The organism is Limnohabitans sp. T6-5 (genome assembly GCF_003063315.1).
GTDB lineage: Bacteria > Pseudomonadota > Gammaproteobacteria > Burkholderiales > Burkholderiaceae_C > Limnohabitans_A.
Genome location: NZ_NERV01000002.1, coordinates 601,684 through 619,482, shown reverse-complemented (window position 1 = coordinate 619,482; position 17,799 = coordinate 601,684). Strand labels below are relative to the sequence as shown.

Genomic DNA, 17,799 nt, shown 5'->3' with positions numbered 1-17,799 from the left:
TCGGAGCTGAAGCTACCGACCTGCGTGGGGCCATGTGTTCGTCGGTGATCACAGACCCCGACGTCAACCTATGCCTGACCACACAAGCATGAATGGTCACCACCCACAAAAAAGCCCGCAACTCAGGCGGGCTCGAGGGGGCAGGGCGGGAAGGCTTATTTGGCGCTCAATACCCAGGCGGCCAATTTCTTGGCTTCTGCTTCATTCACCTGTGGGTTGGCGGGCATGGGGATGGCACCCCACACGCCGGAGCCACCTTTGATGATCTTGGCGGCCAGCTTGTCGGCGGCAGTTTTGTCGCCTTTGTATTTGGCGGCCACATCTTTGTAGGCCGGGCCTACGATTTTTTTGTCCACAGCATGGCAAGCCATGCAATTTTTGGAGGTGGCTAAAGCCTGATCAGCAAAGGCTGGAGCTGCGGCTGCAGCGGTCAGGGCCAGAGCAAAAACGAATTTTTTCATGTCGGTTCCTCGTTGATAAAAAAGGTGTGAAGGATTGGAACTTGATGACCTGACGCGTGGATGAATACACCCGTCATGACATTCACATCTGAAAGCTCCATCAATTCAGCGGGCAGAGTTTAGCGCGCAGCAGTGACTTGTTTGCGACTGTGGGTATCGCTTGTCGGGGTTCTGGGGCTGCGGGGCTGGGTGATAATTCAGCCAGTTTTTTTGACATCCCCCTCGACTGGAGCCCCTCGATGCCCGCTTACCGTTCCAAGACCTCCACCGCCGGCCGCAACATGGCAGGTGCCCGCTCTTTGTGGCGTGCCACGGGCATGAAGGACGACGACTTCAGCAAACCGATCATCGCCATTGCCAATTCTTTTACCCAGTTCGTGCCCGGCCACGTCCACCTGAAAGACCTGGGCCAGCTGGTCGCCCGCGAGATCGAAGCCGCTGGCGGCGTGGCCAAGGAGTTCAACACGATTGCTGTGGACGACGGCATTGCCATGGGCCACGACGGCATGCTGTATTCGCTGCCCAGCCGCGACATCATTGCTGACTCGGTCGAGTACATGGTTAACGCGCATTGCGCCGACGCGATCGTGTGCATTTCCAACTGCGACAAGATCACCCCCGGCATGTTGATGGCCGCCATGCGCCTGAACATCCCGGTCATTTTTGTGTCCGGTGGCCCCATGGAAGCGGGTAAGGTGCGCTTGGCCAACCCCGAGACGCAAGTCATGGAATTCAAAAAGCTCGACCTGATCGACGCCATGGTGATGGCCGCCGACGACAAGGTGAGCGATGCCGATCTGGCCGAAATCGAGCGTTCGGCTTGCCCGACCTGCGGTTCGTGCTCGGGCATGTTCACCGCCAACTCGATGAACTGCCTGGCCGAAGCTTTGGGCCTGGCCTTGCCCGGCAACGGCACCGTGGTGGCCACGCACGCTGACCGCGAGCAGCTGTTCAAGCAAGCCGGTCGCACCATCGTGGACATGGCCAAACGCTACTACGAGCAGGACGACGCCACCTTGCTGCCCCGCTCGATGGGTTTTAAGGCGTTCGAGAACGCCATCGCGCTGGACATCGCCATGGGCGGCTCGACCAACACCATCTTGCATCTGCTGGCGATTGCGCAGGAGGCCGAAATTGACTTCACCATGGCCGACATCGACCGCATGTCGAAAATCGTGCCGCAGTTGTGCAAGGTCGCGCCCAACACCAACAAGTACCACATCGAAGACGTGCACCGCGCAGGCGGCATCATGGGCATTTTGGGCGAGTTGGACCGCGCAGGCCGCCTGCACACCGACGTGCCCACGGTGCACGCCAAGACCATGAAAGACGCGCTGGACCAGTGGGACATCGCCCGCAACCCGTCGGATGCGGTCAAGCACTTTTACATGGCCGGTCCTGCAGGCATTCCGACACAAGTCGCGTTCAGCCAAAACACCCGTTGGCCCAGCCTGGACACCGACCGCGCCGAAGGCTGCATCCGCTCCATCGAGCACGCCTTCAACAAGGAAGGCGGCCTGGCGGTGCTGCGCGGCAACATCGCCTTGGACGGCTGTGTGGTCAAGACTGCGGGCGTGGACGACAGCCTGCTGGTGTTTGAAGGCCCGGCCCATGTGGTCGAGTCGCAGGACGAAGCCGTTGAAAACATCCTGGGCGACAAGGTCAAGGCGGGCGACATCGTGGTCGTGCGCTACGAAGGCCCCAAAGGCGGCCCCGGCATGCAGGAAATGCTCTACCCGACCAGCTACATCAAGTCCAAGGGCCTGGGCAAGGCCTGCGCCTTGCTGACCGATGGCCGCTTTTCGGGCGGCACCTCGGGCCTGTCGATTGGCCACTGCTCGCCTGAAGCAGCGGCTGGCGGCAACATCGGTCTGGTGCAGAGTGGCGACCGCATCCGCATCGATATACCCAACCGTTCGATCAACGTGCTGGTGAGTGATGAGGAGCTGGCCAAGCGCCGTGCCGAGCAGGACAAGCTGGGCTGGAAGCCCGCGCTGCCCCGCCCACGCAAGGTGTCGGCCGCGCTCAAGGCTTATGCCTTGCTGGCCACCTCGGCCGATAAGGGCGCGGTGCGCGACCTGTCACTGCTCAAGTGATATATCTCTTGGTAGGCATGGTGATGCGCGCCCCATATTGCGGGCACAATCGCTCACCATGCTGATCCACCCTCAAATCGATCCCGTCGCCCTGCAACTGGGGCCCTTGGCCATTCATTGGTATGGCCTGACTTATCTGGCAGCCTTTGGCCTGTTTTACTGGCTGGGCATTCGGCGCTTGTCGCACGCCCCGTTCCGGGATTTGCCGCAGTGGAAACGCCAGGATGTGGAAGACATCCTGTTCTTGGGCGTGCTGGGCGTGGTGTTGGGCGGGCGCATCGGTTATTGCCTGTTCTACAAACCTGAATACTTTTTAAGCCACCCCCTGGAGATTTTGGCGGTCTGGCAAGGCGGCATGAGTTTTCATGGTGGTTTGCTGGGGGTCATGTTGGCCATGGTTTGGTTTGCCCGGACGCGCCAACGCCCCTTCTTGCAGGTCATGGACTTCGTGGCCCCTTGCGTGCCCACGGGTCTGGCTGCTGGCCGTGTCGGCAACTTCATCAACGGAGAACTGTGGGGCCGCGTGTGCGACCCGACTTTGCCCTGGGGCATGATGTTTCGTGGCGGTGGCATGTTGCCGCGCCATCCTTCGCAGATTTACCAGTTTCTGATGGAAGGTTTGCTGCTGTTTGTGTTGCTGTGGCTGTTTGCCCGCAAAAACCGCCCCATGGGGCAGGTATCCGGCGCTTTCTTGCTGGGCTACGGCTTTTTCCGCTTCGTGGCGGAATTTTTCCGCGAACCCGATGCCTATCTGGGCCTGCTGTCCCTGGGCATGAGCATGGGCCAATGGCTGTGCGTGCCCATGATGCTGGGCGGGGTGGCCATGCTGCTGCTCACGCGCAAAAAGCCGCTGTGAGCGACAAGCGTACCCACTGATACTTGGGACTGATACCTGGGACTGACACCCTGGACTGACACCTGGGAGTCAGTCCAGGCGCTGGGCATGCGGCAGGATGTGATTTTTCCATCCGAGAGGCACGCCATGCACCTGTTGCGCAGACATTTCGGCCTGATCGCCGTTTCATCGCTCTTGCTCAGTGCGTGCAGCACGCTTCAGACCTTTGGCAGCGAGCGGCCCCCCGTGGTCTTTGTGCATGGCAATGGCGACACCGCTGCGCTCTGGCAGTCCACCATTTGGCGTTTCGAGTCCAATGGCTGGCCTACTGACCGCTTGCAAGCGATTGATGTGCCTTACCCTCTGGCGCGGGACGCCGATAACAAAGCGCAAGCCGGGCGATCGTCTAGCCAGGAACACATGGCCTTTTTGCGGGACGAGGTGCAGGCTGTGTTGCGCCGCACGGGGGCAAGCCAAGTGGTTTTGGTGGGCAACTCGCGCGGGGGCAATGCCATTCGCAATTTCATTTGCAACGGTGGTGGTGCTGCCGTCGTCAGCCATGCCGTGCTGGGCGGCACGCCCAACCACGGCGTGCAGGCCATTCCTGGCGTGAACGAGGCCAACGAGTTTTCCGGCACAGGCCCGTTCCTTAAGCAACTCAATGCCCCCAAAAACGCGCAAGGCGACGAGGTTTGCGGCCCCACACGCTGGATGACCATCCGCTCGGACAACAACGACAAATTCGCGCAGCCCGATGGTCTGTGGCTGGGCATGAAAGGCAAGCCCACGATGGTGGGTTTTGATGGCCCCGAGCTCAAAGGGGCCACCAACGTGGTCATTCCCAAAATTGACCACCGGGAAACGTCTTACTCCCAAGTTGCTTTTGAGGCCACATACCGGTTCATCACTGGGCAGGCGCCGCGCGCTGGTCTGGTGCACCAGACCGAGGTGGTGCTCAACGGCAAATTGGTCGGCCTGGGCCTCGACCCGATGGACGCGGGCAGCGGTAATTTCGTCAACAACCTGCCTTTGCGTGGCGCCCGCATGGCCATTTTCGCCACCGATGCAGCCACAGGACAGCGCCAGGGGCCAGCGGTCCATGTCCAAACCACGGGTGCCGATGGGCAATGGGGGCCTTTTCGAGGGCGTGGCGACACGGCCTATGAGTTCGAGATTCAGGCCACCGGTTACGCCACCACGCACATCTACCGCAGCCCATTGCCCAGATCGAGCCCCTGGCTGAACATGCGGCCAGAGCGTGCGAATGACGCCGACCGTGCGGCCCAGGCGGTGCTCAGCTTCAATCGGCCCCGGGGGTATTTCGATCCGGGGCGTGACACCATGAGCCTCGATGGGCAAAGCAGCTTGCCCGGCGTGCCGCCCGGCGCAGGGGTGGCATCAAGCCGCTTGCGCTTGAACGACAGCACGCAGCGAAGCGTGGTCGGCAGCTTCAACGGCGAAAAAATCGTGGGTTTGACATGGCCCATGGCCCAGGGACACACGACGGTGCTCGAATTGACCGATTGACCGATTGACCGATTGACCGATTGACCGATTGAGCGCAGGGCGCTGCTGTGGGGGTGAAGGTCTTGCCGTGCGGTCTGAAGTTGGGTTCTGCGTTTGAGCTCAGCGGTCCAGTGGCAGGACCGTGCTTTCCTTGATCTCCTCCATCACCACATAGCTGTTGGACTGTGCGGGCACCGGGATCTTGTTGAGGATGGTGCCCAGCAGCTCGCGGTAATCGCTCATGGCCCGCAGCCGCGCCTTGACCAGGTAATCGAAGCTGCCCGAGACCAAGTGGCATTCGAGCACGTCGGGCATCAGGCCCACCTCACGCCGCACAGTCTCGAAAACCTGCGGCGATTTTTGCGACAGCGTGATCTCAATGAACACCAGCAGTGGCTTGCCCAGCTGCACTGCGTCCACACGGGCGTGGTAACCGGTGATCAAGCCCTGACGTTCGAGCCGCTTGATGCGCTCCGAACAGGGCGAGGTGGACAGGCCCACCTGTTCACCCACTTCGGTGACCGACATGCGGCCGTTGCGTTGCAGCAGGTCGAGGATTTTGAGGTCGATGCGGTCAGGTTCGGACATTGTGCTGTGAAGGTCTGCAAAGAGGCCTGTGTTTCAGTTGAAATCGCTGTAATAAAGCATTAAATCAAAAAATTATTCTGTCATCAATCCATAACATCACCAGATCTCAAGTCAAATGCGAGGCTGACATGAAAGTTGTGGTGTTGGGTGGTGGCGTGATCGGGGTGAGTACGGCGTGGGCTTTGTTGCGCCAGGGGGCCGAAGTCACGCTGGTGGACCGCCAAAACGGTGTGGCGATGGAGACCAGCTTTGCCAATGCGGGCCAGGTGTCGCCGGGTTATTCCACGCCCTGGGCTGCACCGGGCATCCCGCTGAAAGCGCTGAAATGGCTGTTTCAGACCCATGCGCCGCTGGCCATCCGACCCGATGGCACCCTGTTTCAGTGGCGCTGGATGGCGGCCATGCTGGCCAACTGCTCAGCCGACCGCTATGCCGTCAACAAGGAGCGCATGATGCGCCTGTCCGAGTACAGCCGCGACTGCTTGCGGGCCTGGCGCAGCGAAACCGGCATTGCGTACGACGCCCGCAGTCAGGGCACCTTGCAGCTGTTTCGCAGCCAGGCTCAACTGGATGCTGCGGCCCGCGATGTGGCCGTGTTGCAAGAGTGCGGTGTGCCATTTGAGTTGCTGGATGCCGCCGGGGTGGTGGGCGCGGAACCGGCGCTGGCAAGCGCCAGCGCGCCGATCGCCGGTGGCCTGCGCCTGCCCAACGATGAAACAGGCGATTGCCATGTGTTCACCCGCCGGTTGGCGGAACTCGCCTGCGCCCAGGGCATGACACTGCGCGGCGGCTGCACGGTGCAGGCGCTCCAAGGGGACGGCCAACGCATCACGGGGGTGAGGGTGGTCAGTTCGGCGGGCGGTGAGGGCGAGTTGCTGCAAGCAGACGCGGTGGTGCTGGCCGCCGGCAGCTATTCGCGTGACTTGCTGCTGCCGCTGGGCCTGGACATTCCGGTCTACCCGGTCAAGGGTTATTCGCTCACCATGCCGCTGCGTGATGCCTCGCTGGCGCCGCAGTCCACCGTGCTGGACGAGACCTACAAGATTGCCCTCACCCGACTGGGTGACCGCTTGCGGGTCGGGGGCATGGCCGAGCTGGCCGGCTTTGATCTGAGCCTGAACCCACGCCGCCGCGCCACGCTCGAAAAAGTAACCCGCGAACTGTTCCCGGGCGGTGATCTGGCGCAGGCCCAGTTCTGGACCGGGCTGCGTCCCATGACGCCCGACGGCACGCCGCTGGTGGGCGCAACGCCTTTGCGGGGTCTCTACCTGAATACGGGTCACGGCACACTGGGCTGGACCATGGCCTGCGGCAGTGCTCAGCTGCTGGCCGATGTGATCTCAGGTCGCCAGCCGGCCATCCGCACCGAAGGGCTCGACATGAGCCGCTACGGTGCACGGGGGGTCACAAGCCACCCGAGTCGGCTGGCGGCAGCCTGAGATGCCTCAGACTGTTGCTGGCCGCTTTTGCAGCCAGTCGCCCCGCACCGCCTCGTAGGCCGCCGCCACCTGCAACAAGGCCAGATCGCCTTGCGGTTTGCCGATCAGCTGCACGCCCATGGGCCAGCCGTGTGTCGGGTGAAAGCCTGCGGGCAGGCTGATGGCGGGCAGGCCCGCCAGCGTGGCGTAAATGGTGCATTCCATCCAGCGGTGGTAGGTGTCCATGCGGCGCGCGCCGATGGCTTGCGGCCAGCGCTCTTGCAGCGCAAACGGCCAGGTCTGCGCCACGGGCAGGGCCAGCACGTCGTATTGGCCAAACAGACCGAGCAGGTGCTGGTAGAACGCGCTGCGTGTCTGGCTGGCTTGCATGAAGTCCATGAACGAGAGCTTGAGCGAGTTCTCGTGCTCCCACAGGGCCTCGGGTTTGAGTTGGTCTTTGGCGCCCGGAATTTGCAGCAAGGCCGCCACCTTGGGGCCGACCAGCGCACGGCGCCAGACCAACCAGCAGTCCCACAGCGCTTGCGTGTCAAAGCCTAGACCGATGGCGTTCACATGGGCACCTTGGCCCGCCATGTGCTGCAGAGCGTCCTGGCACACGTCCAGAATGCCGTCCTCCATGGCCAGATGGCCATTCAAATCGCCCAGCCAACCGACACGTAAACCGCGCAGCGCATCGGGTGTGTACTGCAAGCCTGATGCGTCAACGCTGCCGTTGATGGACAAAGGTTGGCGGGCGTCATGGCCTGACTGTGTGGCCAGCAGGCGGGCGAGGTCGCGCACGCTGCGGGCCATGGGGCCTTCGGTGCCCAGCTGGTCCACCCACACATCGGCCCCGGGGCCAAAGGGCACGCGGCCTTGTGAGGGGCGCATGCCAAAAATGTGGTTCCAGCCTGCCGGGTTGCGCAAGCTGCCCATGAAGTCTGAGCCATCGGCCACGGGCAGCAGGTGCTGGGCCAGCGCCACCGCAGCGCCGCCGCTGCTGCCGCCTGCGCTCACCGCCGTGTCCCAGGCGTTGGGCGTGGCACCAAACAGGGTGTTGAAGGTGTGTGAGCCCAAGCCCAGCTCGGGCATGTTGGTCTTGCCGATCACGATGGCGCCCGCCGCCTTCATGCGCTCGGTCATGATGCTGTCTTTGGCGGGCAGGGCCGCTTGCAGCACCTTGCTGCCAAAGGTGGTCGGAAAGCCCACCGCGTGCCCGGTGTCCTTGATGGCCTGCGGGATGCCGTGCAGCCAGCCGCGAGACTGGCCGAGCGCCAGCTCGGCGTCGCAGGCCCGGGCTTGGGCCAGCAGGGTATCGGCCGGGGCAAGGTTGACGATGGCGTTGTAGCGCGGGTTGAGTTGCTCGATGCGGGCCAGATAGGCTTGCATCACCTCGGTGCAAGAAACCTGGCGCTGGTGGATGCGCTCGGACAGTTCGCTGGCGTTGAAGTCGGTGATGTCGGTAGGGACGGTCATTCGGGGGTGTACTTTCAGGTCCAGGACAGTGGGGGCGGCACAAAGCCGCACCATTCGGTTTCGAGCCAACGGGCCATGTTCAGGCACAGGGGGTCGGCAAAGCTGTTGCCAATGATTTGCGCCCCGACGGGCAGACCGTCCGGGCTTTGCCCGATGGGGATGGCGGTGGCGGGCAGGCCCACCACACCGGGGTAGCCCGCCCAGAACAGGCTGTCGGTGTGGGGCTGGTCCTGGCCGTTGACCTGGAGCATGCGCTCCCAGCGTTCGCCTTGTTGGTTGTGCAAAAAGGCGGGCGAGGTGGCCACTGGGGTGATCAGCAGGTCCACCGTTTCAAAGTAGCTGCGCCACTGCGCCCGCAGCACGGCGCGTTGCTGGTCAAACTCGACCCAGTCGCGGTGCGTGAGCGTGCTGCCGCGCCACACGCGCTCGCGCATGGTGTCCAGCGCCGGGTCGGCTTGCTGGCCCAACGCCTGAAAGCGGGCAAAAGTCGCGTCGTCCAGCCAGGCGCCAGTGGCCGAGCGCAGCAGGTATGAGTACACACGGTGCGACTGCGCGCTGTCCACCGGGCGGTGGTCGTCCAGCACGGTCACGCCTTGCGACCGCAAAAAGTCGGCCAGCGCATGCAGCCGGTCTTGAATGCTCTGGTCCACCCGCGCTTCGGGGTCGTCGTAGACGATGGCCACGCGGCATTGCCAGGGGGCTTTGTCGGTTTGACGCCATTGGGCGGGCGTCCAACCCATGGGACCAAACTGTTGCAAGGGGGTGGTCAGCACCTGCATGGCCAGTTGCAGGTCCTGGGCGCTGCGCGCCAGGGGTCCGGCCACGGCAATGTCCAGGCTGTCAATGCAGCGCACACCGGGCAGCTGGTGGCCTTGCATGGGCACCACGCCCCAGGTGGGCTTGTGGCCATACACGCCGCAGTAATGCGCCGGGTTTCGGATTGACGCGCCAATGTCGCTTCCCAACTCCAGAGGGGTCATGCCTGAGGCCAGCGCGGCGCTGGCCCCGCCCGATGATCCGCCCGGCGTGCGCGTCAGGTCCCAGGGGTTGTGGGTCGTGCCGTAGACCGGGTTGAACGACTGCCAGTCACCTAAAGCGACGGGCACATTGGTCTTGCCAAAGACCACGGCGCCTGCGTCCAGCAGGCGCTGCACGGCCACGGCGGGCTGCTCGGCGATGTTGTCTTTGTAGTCCGGAAAGCCCCAGCAAGTTGGGGTGCCCGGCAGGTCGAACGATTCCTTGACGGTCATGGGCAGGCCGTGCAGCGGCCCCCAGTCTTCGCCTCGCGCGCGGGCTGCGTCGGCGGCAGCGGCGCGTTCGCGGGCGGCTTCAAAGGTGCGCACCACCACGGCGTTGATGCGGCCGTCGAGTTGTGCCACCCGGGCGATGTGCTGGGCCAGCAATTGGCTGCTGGTGACTTCGCCTGCGCGCAAGCGCGCGAGCAGTTCGGTGGCGGTGCTGTAGGTGTAGTCGGTCATGCCGGGCCTGAGTGTGTGCCAATGAAAAACCCGGGGATGCACGGTGGTGTGTGCATGTCCCGGGCCGTCGAGTGGTGCAGCGCTTTCGCGCCGCAGGGTTCACGTCATTGAGGTTCGACGTTGGCGGCCTTGAACAAGGCGCGGTAGCGGGACACCTCCTGGGTGTAGAAGCGGTCGACTTCAGCCACGCTCATGCTTGCAGGCACCTGGCTGCCGGTGGTGGTCATGCCCTTGACAAAGGCTTCGGACTTGATGGCCTCGTTCATGGCCTGGTTGAGTTTTTGGACCACGGCGTCGGGCGTGTTTTTAGACACCTGCAGACCGATCCAGATGTCGAACACGAAGTCGGACATGCCGCGCTGCGCGCTGATGGGCGCGGCATCGGGCAGTTGGGGGTGAGGGGCGGTGGACGAGATGCCGATGATCTTGAAGCGGTTGTCCTTGACCATGCCAATGATGGGGCCTGCCACAGGGACAAAGGCCATGTCCACGCTGTTGCCGCCCAAGTCGGTGTAGATCTGCACGGCCGCTTTGTAGGGCACATGCAACATGTCCAGTCCGGTCAGGGTTTTGAAGCGCTCACCCATGATGTGGTACAGCGAGCCCTGGCCTACGCTGGCGTAGCTGACCTGCTTGCCCTTGGCCCAGGCCAGGAATTCCGGCAGGTTGTTGACCGGCAGGTCCTTGCGCACCGCCAGGCCGATCGAGGTGCGGCCCATCAGGCTGGCCATGCGGACTTCTTCGGGCTTGAACTTGACGGCCGACAGGGCCAGGGGGGCCATCACCAGCTCCATGGGGGTGCTCAGCAGTTGGTAGTAGCCGTCAGCAGGGGCCGCCAGCACTTTTTGAACGCCCAAAGCGCCGCTCACGCCGCCCAGGTTCTCGACCATCATTTTCTGGCCGAGGTGTTTTTCGTATTCGACCTGCACCAGGCGGGCCACCGCATCCGAAGGGCCGCCCGCAGGGTAGGGCACCATCACGGTGACCATCTTGTTGGGGAAACCCTGTGCAGTGGCGCTGAGCACCATCAGGCTGCCCAGCAGGCCAGCGAGCAGTCGCGAAATCGTACGGCGTGAAATCATGGTTTGTCGTCCTCGGGTGTTGTGGTGGCGGCCGCACATGCTGCGGTCACGGGGAATCCACAGTCTGAACAACTTGCCCGTTTCCCTGTATCGAAAAATGGCAAACGCCGGGCGGGGTTTTCCCCAAAAGTGCCAGGCGGCCCGGTTTCAGGGCTGCTTTGCCAAACCCTGCACCGCCTGCTGCGCCGCTTGCAGGCCTTGGCGCCAGACCTGTTGCTGCCAGTCGCTGGAGGGTGGGTTGAACGCTTCGCGCATGGCCGCCCGGATGGCCGCCTGCTGCGCGGGCGGGGTCTCGGGGTGCAAAGCCAGCCAATGGTCAGCGCGCATGGCCAAAATCATCTGCGCCAGCGGCAGGGTGCCAAACTCCAGGCAAATGCCCGTGTACTGGGCCTGCGGGCACTCCTCGTAGATGGCCATCTGGATTGGGCCGGACAAGGGCACACTTTTGGATGTGCCCGTGTCCACCGAGGTGATGTCTGCTCCCCACCACTGGCGGGCGCGATGCAATGTTGGGCCCGTGTCTGTGCAGGCAAAAATGCGCTCGCCGTGCCCGTGTGGGCCCAGACCCGTGTGCAGGTCGATCCAAGCGATCTGCCGGGCCTGCCCCAGATGGTCTTGCAGCACTTGCCGGAAGGTGCGGTGGCTCCAGGTGGGGGCGAGCCCGCCAAACCACACACCGTCTGGATATTGGTACTGCCCGCTGGTGATGGCCCGCTGCATGCGCCGATCACCCCAGATCTGGGCTTGCGCCTGCAGCGCGGCGGCCTGCTCGGGCGTGGGCGGCCAGTGCTCGGGAAGCAGCAGGGCGTGGATCTCGGCGTAATCGGCGTTGACCGGCAGGGGCTGGTTAAAGTCGATGAAGTTGCGGTTGAGGTCGACGTTGTCTTCGTTGACCCGCCGTGCGTGCGAAAAGCCATGAGGGTTGACCGCATGCACATGCACCACCGCCACATCGGGGGGCAGTGTCAGTTGTTGCAACAGCCCGGTCTGGATGGCCGAGCCACAAAAGCCCTCGATGCCGTGCACCGCGCTGGTGGTCATCAACACTTTGGAGGCATTGGCCGGACCGTGCACCGCCACGTCCATGCCCAGCGCTTCGCCTTGCGCGCCGAGCAAGGGCAAGTTGACACTGTGCAACTTCGCCCCGCAGGCATCGGCAGCCTGTAAAAAGAGCGCACGGGCCTCGCGGTAGTTGGGGCAAAAGCGCGGGGTGGTCATGGTGGGGCCTTGCGCTGGTTCAGCCAGCCTGCCGCCAAGCCAAACAACACGATCATCAGGATGCCGCAGATGGCCAGGGCGTCGGGCAGGTGGTCAAACATCAGCCAGCCGCCCAGGGCGGAGAAGCCGATGGCGGTGTACAGGTAAGGCGAGAGGGTGGATGCCGGGGCTTTGGAGAACGCCAGCACGGTGAAATACTGCCCGTAAGACCCCGCCAGCGCGACGAAGAGCAGCAGAGCCAAGTCCGGCCAAGGCAGCCCGTTGGGCCAGAAAAATGGCAGGACCAGGGACAGGCACACCAAGCCAAACGCGCTGGTGCACAGCTGGATGGTCAGCGGCGAGTCCTGGCGTGCCAGGTAGCCCGTCAGGGTCTGAAAGCCGGTGTAGCAGACCACGCCCATCAGGGCCAGCGCTGCGCCCGTCGGGTCCACATGGCCACCCGGGCGCACCACCAGTAAAGCGCCACACAGGCCGCCTGCCACGCACAGCCAGCCGACAGGCGAGACGTGTTCCTTCATGACGAAGCGGGCCACAAAGGTGACAGCCAGCGGCACCAGGCAATAGATGGCGGTGAACTCGGCCACGGGCATGCGCTGCAGTGCGCCGTAGCCGCAGACGCTGCCGCCCACCACCAGAGTGCCGCGCAGCAGTTGCAGCCGCCACTGGCGCGTGCGCAGCAATTGCGGCGAGCCTTTGTGCCAGATGCTCACGCCCACCAGTGCAGTCTGCAGGGCGTAGCGTGTCCAGATGATGATGACCGGGGCCACGCTGAGCATCAGCTTTTTGCTGAAGGTGTCTTGCGTGGACAGGCAGGCCATGGCCGCCACCATGGTCAGGATGGCCGTCAGTCGTGTGGCCTGGGCGGTGCTCATCGTTGGCGCAAGGTGTCCGATGGGAGTTCGCCAAACAGGTGTTTGTAGTCCTGTGCAAACTGGCTCAGGTGCCAAAAGCCCCAGTGTGAGGCGATGTCTTGGATGGTCTCGCCCGGTGCCGCCTGGCGCAGGGCGCGGCGCACGCTGTTCAGGCGGAGCGAACGCAGGTACTTGATGGGCGTGGTGCCCAGCACATCCTGAAAGCAATAGTTGAGCTTTCGCCTGCTCGTGCCCACGCGGCTGCACACCTCTAGGATGGACAGGGGCTCGTCGGCATGGCCCATCATCAGCTCGCAGGCCCGGTCCACCAGTTTTTTGCGCCGCTCCAGGTTGGGCAACTCGGACGTGTCGACTTGGGCGGGCAGGGCTTCGAGCCATTCCATCAGGATCTCGTCGCGCAGCTGGCGCAGGGCCTGCGGGTCATGCTGGCGGTGCGCCAGAGCGCTGGCCTGGTCCAGCACGGTCAGCTGCAGGTCGCGCAGGTTCTGCGCTTTGATGTCGGTGGTTTGCAGCACCAGCTGCTTTTCAAGCCAGTGCGCCAGGGGTTTTTGGTACATGCGCTCCCACAGTGGGTTGAGCAGGCTGCGCTCCACCACCACCGCGATCAGGGTGAAGTGGGGCGGCGTGGTCAGGTCCACCTCGTCGCCCTTGCCGCACATGATGGCGTGGGCTGGCACCCGTTGGCCGTTGAAAAACAGGTCGGGGGAATCTTGCAAAGCCATGGCAAAGCCGTACACGCTTTCGTCGAGCCGACCCCGCTGGCGCAAGGCGATGCTGGTGTCTTCGCGCAGCAGGGTCACCTCGGGCAGTTGCACCTGGTGGATGCGCCCCTTGAACTGGCCGGGCGAGAGCTGTTCGTATTGCAGCGCCCAGCCCTGCTGGGCCAGGGCGTGCTGGTCCATGTCCTGGGTGTCGAGCACCTGGACCCAGGGGGAATCAGTGGCAGGGGTGCTCATCTAGGGGAGAAAACGCGGCGCAAATGCATGCCCCTGAGTGTGCCCGGTTCCGAAGTGCGGGCTTTTTCGTGAAAACCCGGGGTGCACGGTGCCCAAACTTGATAGTGCCTTGTCCGCCTTGTGCATAGCATGGGCACCAGATTGAAAGACACCCGATGAACCTGCCGAAGCTGCATATCGCCGTTTTGCTGACCAACGACGACACCTCGGCGTTTGCCGCGCATTTCCCGAACGACGGGCAAAAGGTGGTCCAGCTGCTGCAGCCTCTGCGTCCGGACTGGTCTTACGAGGTTTTGCCGGTCAAGGACGGGGTGCTGCCAACGAGCCCCGCAGACTTTGACGGCTATGTGATCACCGGTAGCCCGGCCTCGGTCAACGACGACAGCCTGCCTTGGGTCGGGCCGTTGCTGGATTTCATCCGCGCCGTCGATGCGGCCCGCCAGCCGTTGATTGGCCTGTGCTTTGGGCACCAAGCGGTGGCCCGGGCGCTGGGCGGGCAGGTGGCGCGCAATGCGGCGGGTTGGGGCTTGGGCACCGCCCCAACGCACTGGCAGGCCAAACGTCCCTGGATGCAGCCCTTTCACAGCACCACCACCTTGATGGCGGCCCACAACGAACAGGTCGCCCGCATGCCCGAGGGTGCCGGGTGCTTGGGTGGCAGCGATTTTTGCCCCATCGGCTCGATGCAGATCGGCCAGCACATCTGGACCACCCAATACCACCCCGAAATGCCGAAGGTGTTCATGCAGGCGCTGCTGGGCTACCTGGCCGACAAGCTCGACAACGACACCCTGGCCCGCGCTCACGGCAGCCTGCAGCAGGCCGCCGATGTGCCGCTGTTTGGCCAGTGGATGGCGCAATTCATTGAACATGCAAGGAACACCCGCCCATGACCGTCTGGCACCCCACCGACGATGGCCACGCCGACCTGGCGGACCACGACAGCTATGTTAACGGCACGCCGCACAACACCTTCCAGCGCCTTCGCGACGAGGACCCGATGGCCTGGTGCGATTGGTCCGAAGGCAAGGGCTTTTGGTCGGTCACGCGGCATGCCGACATCCTGGAGCTCAACCGCAACCACCAGCGCCTGTCTTCGGCCCAAGGCATCCGCATGGAGGACCAGTCGCACGAGGAGTACATGGCGCGGCGCACCTTCCAAGAGACCGACCCGCCCGAGCACACCCGCACCCGCATGCTGGTGGCCAAGGCCTTTTCCAAGCCCATGATGGCGCTGTACGAAGACCAGATCCGCGAACTTTGTGTGGGCATCCTCGACCAAGCGCTGGGGCTGGGCGAGTTTGACGCCACGCACCAGATCGCCCGCCAGCTGCCCATGCGCATGCTGGGGCGCATCGCGGGCCTGCCCGAGGAGGATCTGGACTGGCTGGTGGACAAGGGCGACGCGCTCATGGCCAACACCGACAGCGACTTCACCAGCCATGTGGTCGACAAAATGGACACCGAGGCCTACCGCTTCATGCCATTTCGCTCGCCTGCCGGGGCTGACTTGTTCGACTACGCGGCCCAGATGATGGAGCGCAAACGCGCAGCGGGTGACACCAGCGGCGTGCTGCACCTGATCACCCAGCCCGATGCGCAAGGCAATGTCATCAGCGACACCGAGTTCCGCAATTTCTTTTGCCTGCTGGTGGCGGCGGGCAACGACACCACTCGCTATTCGATTGCGGCGGCCTTGCACGCGCTGGCCAACCAGCCGGGTCTGATGCAGCAACTCAAGGCGGTGCAGGGCGAGGCCGCCTGGGAGGGCGTGGCCGACGAATTCATCCGTTGGGCATCGCCTGCCACGCACTTTCGCCGCACCGCGACCGAGGACTTCGAGTACCACAGCAAAAAAGTCAAGGCGGGCGACAAGGTGCTCTTGTGGTTCATCTCGGGCAACCGCGACGAGCGGGCTTTTGACCGGCCTTTCACCGTCAACCTCAGCCGGGGTGTGAACCGCCACCTGTCGTTTGGGCAGGGCGGGGCGCACGCCTGTCTGGGCATGTGGCTGGCACGGCTGGAGCTTCGCGTCTTGCTGCAAGAGTTGATCCAACGTGTTGACCGCATCGAGCAAACGGGCGAACACGCCTTTTTGCGCTCGAATTTTGTTTGTGGCATCAAACGCCTGCCGGTGCGCATGCATCTCATCTGAACCTAGGGTTGAAAGGAATCACCATGTCCAATGTTCAAGAACGCCTGCGGGTGCTGTTTTGTGACCACCTGGCCATTGCGCGGGGCAAATACGTCACGCTCCAACCCGGTCAAGGCGGCGGCGCCCGCTTTTGTCGCGGCACCTTTGGCGTGACGTATGAGAAAGAGCTGATCCCGGTGCCCGGCGCCATGGTCATGGAAGGCCTGCCGGACATGGAGGCAGCCTACACCGCCGATGACATCCGCCCCGGCTGGCAGCCGTTCACGAAGGTGGCCATTGGCGATCTCAAAGCCAACGACGGCACGCCCCTGCCCATGTGCGGGCGCAGTGCGCTCAAGCGCGCCGTGGCCGACTGGCAAGCCATGGGTTACGACCCGATGGTGGGCATTGAGCTCGAAGCCTTTGCATTCCAGATCGAGCCGGATGGCTCGCTCAAACCCTACGACACGCCCGCGGCCCATGTGTATGCCACGGGTCCCTTTGCCGACCCGAGGGGCTTCACCGACGCCCTTTGGGAAAAGGCCACGGCCGCGGGCTTTCGCATCGACAGCATGAACACCGAATACGATGCGCCGCAGTTCGAGTTCACGCTGAAGTACGACCGCGCCGTCAAGGCGGTGGACGACATCTTTTTGTTCCGCCTCTTGGCGCGCGAAGTGGCTTTCCAGCACGGCATTGTGTTGACCTTCATGCCCAAACCCATCCTTACCGTGGGGGGCAGCGGGGTGCACATCAACTTCAGCCTGCGCGATGCTCAGGGCCACAACGCCATCTCGGGTGGGCACGACGCGAGCCAGTTCAACGCATTGACGCTCGGCTGCACCGCCGGGCTGATGCACCACCACCAGGCGCTGGCGGGCTTGTTGGCCCCCAGCGCCAACTCCTACCAGCGCCTGCAACCGGCCAGCCTCTCGGGCTTCTGGCAAAACTGGGCGGTAGACCACCGGGGCGTCACAGTGCGCCTGTCGGCTGAAAGCGGTCCGGGCGCACGCATCGAGCACCGCATGGGCGACGCTGCGGCCAACCCCTACACCCACACCGCCGCCGTGCTGCAGGCCGCACGCTTGGGCGTGGCCAATGCTTACAAGTTGCAGCCCGCCGAAACCGGCGATTGTCTGGAAAACAAGGACGCCACCCACAGTGTGCCGGGCACCTTGGCGGGCGCACTGGATGCGCTCGAAGCCGACACGGCGCTGACCCAGGCGCTGGGCGAAGGCCTGGTGGCCAACCATGTGGGCATCAAGCGCCACGAGATCGAACGCACCGCAGGCCTCGAAGGCGACGCGCTGCGCGACCACTACATCCGATTCATCTGACCTGAAAGAACCCACCCCATGCCCCAAGTGCACTGGATCATGAGCAACGGCGACCGCGTGAGCGACGACGTGAACGACGGCACCAACCTGATGGACGCCGCGCAGATGAATGGCATTCCCGGCGTCGCGGGCGAATGTGGTGGCTGCCTGTCGTGCGCCACTTGCCACGTCTATGTTGACGAAGCTTGGCTGGCCGCCTGCCCACCCATGGACGAGGTGGAAAACGCCATGCTCGACATCGTCATCGCGCCCCGCCAAAGCGGCAGCCGCTTGAGCTGCCAGCTGATCGCGTCTGCTGTGCTCGATGGCATCGTGTTGCATGTGCCAGACTGAACGTCAGCA

The 17,799-nt window shown here is 63.6% G+C and carries 16 protein-coding genes; 8 read left to right on the top strand and 8 right to left on the bottom strand.

Annotation, left to right across the window (positions count from 1 at the left end; genetic code table 11):
- Window positions 1–155 precede the first annotated feature (155 nt).
- The gene (locus tag B9Z51_RS08505) at window positions 156–461 is read right to left on the bottom strand and encodes a c-type cytochrome (protein ID WP_108373664.1); all 306 of its coding nucleotides are present in this window, start codon (window positions 459–461) and stop codon (window positions 156–158) included.
- Between the two features lie 239 nt (window positions 462–700).
- Here B9Z51_RS08505 and ilvD point away from each other — a divergent pair, with 239 nt between their 5' ends.
- From ilvD to B9Z51_RS08490, 3 genes are all read left to right on the top strand, one after another.
- On the top strand, window positions 701–2,557 hold the full coding sequence (gene ilvD, locus B9Z51_RS08500; protein WP_108373662.1) for a dihydroxy-acid dehydratase: 1,857 nt from the start codon (window positions 701–703) through the stop codon (window positions 2,555–2,557).
- Window positions 2,558–2,615: 58 nt separating this feature from the next.
- Window positions 2,616–3,413 (top strand): prolipoprotein diacylglyceryl transferase, encoded by a 798-nt coding sequence (lgt, locus tag B9Z51_RS08495; protein ID WP_108373660.1) that lies wholly within the window; start codon window positions 2,616–2,618, stop codon window positions 3,411–3,413.
- Between the two features lie 126 nt (window positions 3,414–3,539).
- Window positions 3,540–4,919 carry a twin-arginine translocation pathway signal gene (locus B9Z51_RS08490; protein ID WP_108373658.1) on the top strand — a complete coding sequence of 460 codons (1,380 nt, stop codon included), beginning with the start codon at window positions 3,540–3,542 and terminating at the stop codon, window positions 4,917–4,919.
- Window positions 4,920–5,018: 99 nt separating this feature from the next.
- Here the strand turns inward: B9Z51_RS08490 and B9Z51_RS08485 are convergent, their stop codons facing one another.
- The gene (locus tag B9Z51_RS08485) at window positions 5,019–5,486 is read right to left on the bottom strand and encodes a winged helix-turn-helix transcriptional regulator (RefSeq protein WP_108373656.1); all 468 of its coding nucleotides are present in this window, start codon (window positions 5,484–5,486) and stop codon (window positions 5,019–5,021) included.
- A gap of 95 nt (window positions 5,487–5,581) precedes the next feature.
- Between B9Z51_RS08485 and B9Z51_RS08480 the strand changes: the two genes are divergently transcribed.
- Window positions 5,582–6,925, top strand: a complete 1,344-nt coding sequence (locus tag B9Z51_RS08480) for a D-amino acid dehydrogenase (protein WP_369959052.1) — start codon at window positions 5,582–5,584, stop codon at window positions 6,923–6,925.
- Window positions 6,926–6,931: 6 nt separating this feature from the next.
- Here B9Z51_RS08480 and B9Z51_RS08475 read toward each other — a convergent pair whose 3' ends face one another.
- From B9Z51_RS08475 to B9Z51_RS08450, 6 genes are all read right to left on the bottom strand, one after another.
- Window positions 6,932–8,380 (bottom strand): amidase, encoded by a 1,449-nt coding sequence (locus B9Z51_RS08475; RefSeq protein ID WP_108373652.1) that lies wholly within the window; start codon window positions 8,378–8,380, stop codon window positions 6,932–6,934.
- 14 nt (window positions 8,381–8,394) lie between these two features.
- Window positions 8,395–9,858 (bottom strand): amidase, encoded by a 1,464-nt coding sequence (locus B9Z51_RS08470; RefSeq protein WP_108373650.1) that lies wholly within the window; start codon window positions 9,856–9,858, stop codon window positions 8,395–8,397.
- Between the two features lie 104 nt (window positions 9,859–9,962).
- Window positions 9,963–10,940, bottom strand: a complete 978-nt coding sequence (locus tag B9Z51_RS08465; protein WP_158272852.1) for a tripartite tricarboxylate transporter substrate binding protein — start codon at window positions 10,938–10,940, stop codon at window positions 9,963–9,965.
- 147 nt (window positions 10,941–11,087) lie between these two features.
- Window positions 11,088–12,158 (bottom strand): M14 family metallopeptidase, encoded by a 1,071-nt coding sequence (locus B9Z51_RS08460; RefSeq protein WP_108373646.1) that lies wholly within the window; start codon window positions 12,156–12,158, stop codon window positions 11,088–11,090.
- The gene (locus tag B9Z51_RS08455; protein WP_108373644.1) at window positions 12,155–13,030 is read right to left on the bottom strand and encodes a DMT family transporter; all 876 of its coding nucleotides are present in this window, start codon (window positions 13,028–13,030) and stop codon (window positions 12,155–12,157) included. Before B9Z51_RS08455 ends, B9Z51_RS08460 begins: the two co-directional genes overlap by 4 nt.
- Complete coding sequence (locus B9Z51_RS08450) at window positions 13,027–13,986, bottom strand: helix-turn-helix domain-containing protein (protein ID WP_108373642.1); 960 nt, start codon at window positions 13,984–13,986, stop codon at window positions 13,027–13,029. The genes B9Z51_RS08455 and B9Z51_RS08450 overlap by 4 nt, the downstream gene beginning before the upstream one ends.
- A gap of 155 nt (window positions 13,987–14,141) precedes the next feature.
- Between B9Z51_RS08450 and B9Z51_RS08445 the strand changes: the two genes are divergently transcribed.
- The 4 genes from B9Z51_RS08445 to B9Z51_RS08430 are packed head-to-tail and all read left to right on the top strand — an operon-like array spanning window position 14,142 to window position 17,790.
- The gene (locus tag B9Z51_RS08445) at window positions 14,142–14,879 is read left to right on the top strand and encodes a type 1 glutamine amidotransferase (RefSeq protein WP_108373640.1); all 738 of its coding nucleotides are present in this window, start codon (window positions 14,142–14,144) and stop codon (window positions 14,877–14,879) included.
- Window positions 14,876–16,141, top strand: coding sequence for a cytochrome P450 (locus tag B9Z51_RS08440; RefSeq protein WP_108373638.1), 1,266 nt, complete (start codon window positions 14,876–14,878; stop codon window positions 16,139–16,141). Before B9Z51_RS08445 ends, B9Z51_RS08440 begins: the two co-directional genes overlap by 4 nt.
- Before the next feature lie 23 nt (window positions 16,142–16,164).
- Complete coding sequence (locus tag B9Z51_RS08435; protein WP_108373636.1) at window positions 16,165–17,457, top strand: glutamine synthetase family protein; 1,293 nt, start codon at window positions 16,165–16,167, stop codon at window positions 17,455–17,457.
- Between the two features lie 18 nt (window positions 17,458–17,475).
- A complete protein-coding gene (locus tag B9Z51_RS08430; RefSeq protein WP_108373634.1) occupies window positions 17,476–17,790 on the top strand; it encodes a 2Fe-2S iron-sulfur cluster-binding protein in 315 nt (104 codons plus the stop codon).
- Window positions 17,791–17,799: the final 9 nt, after the last annotated feature.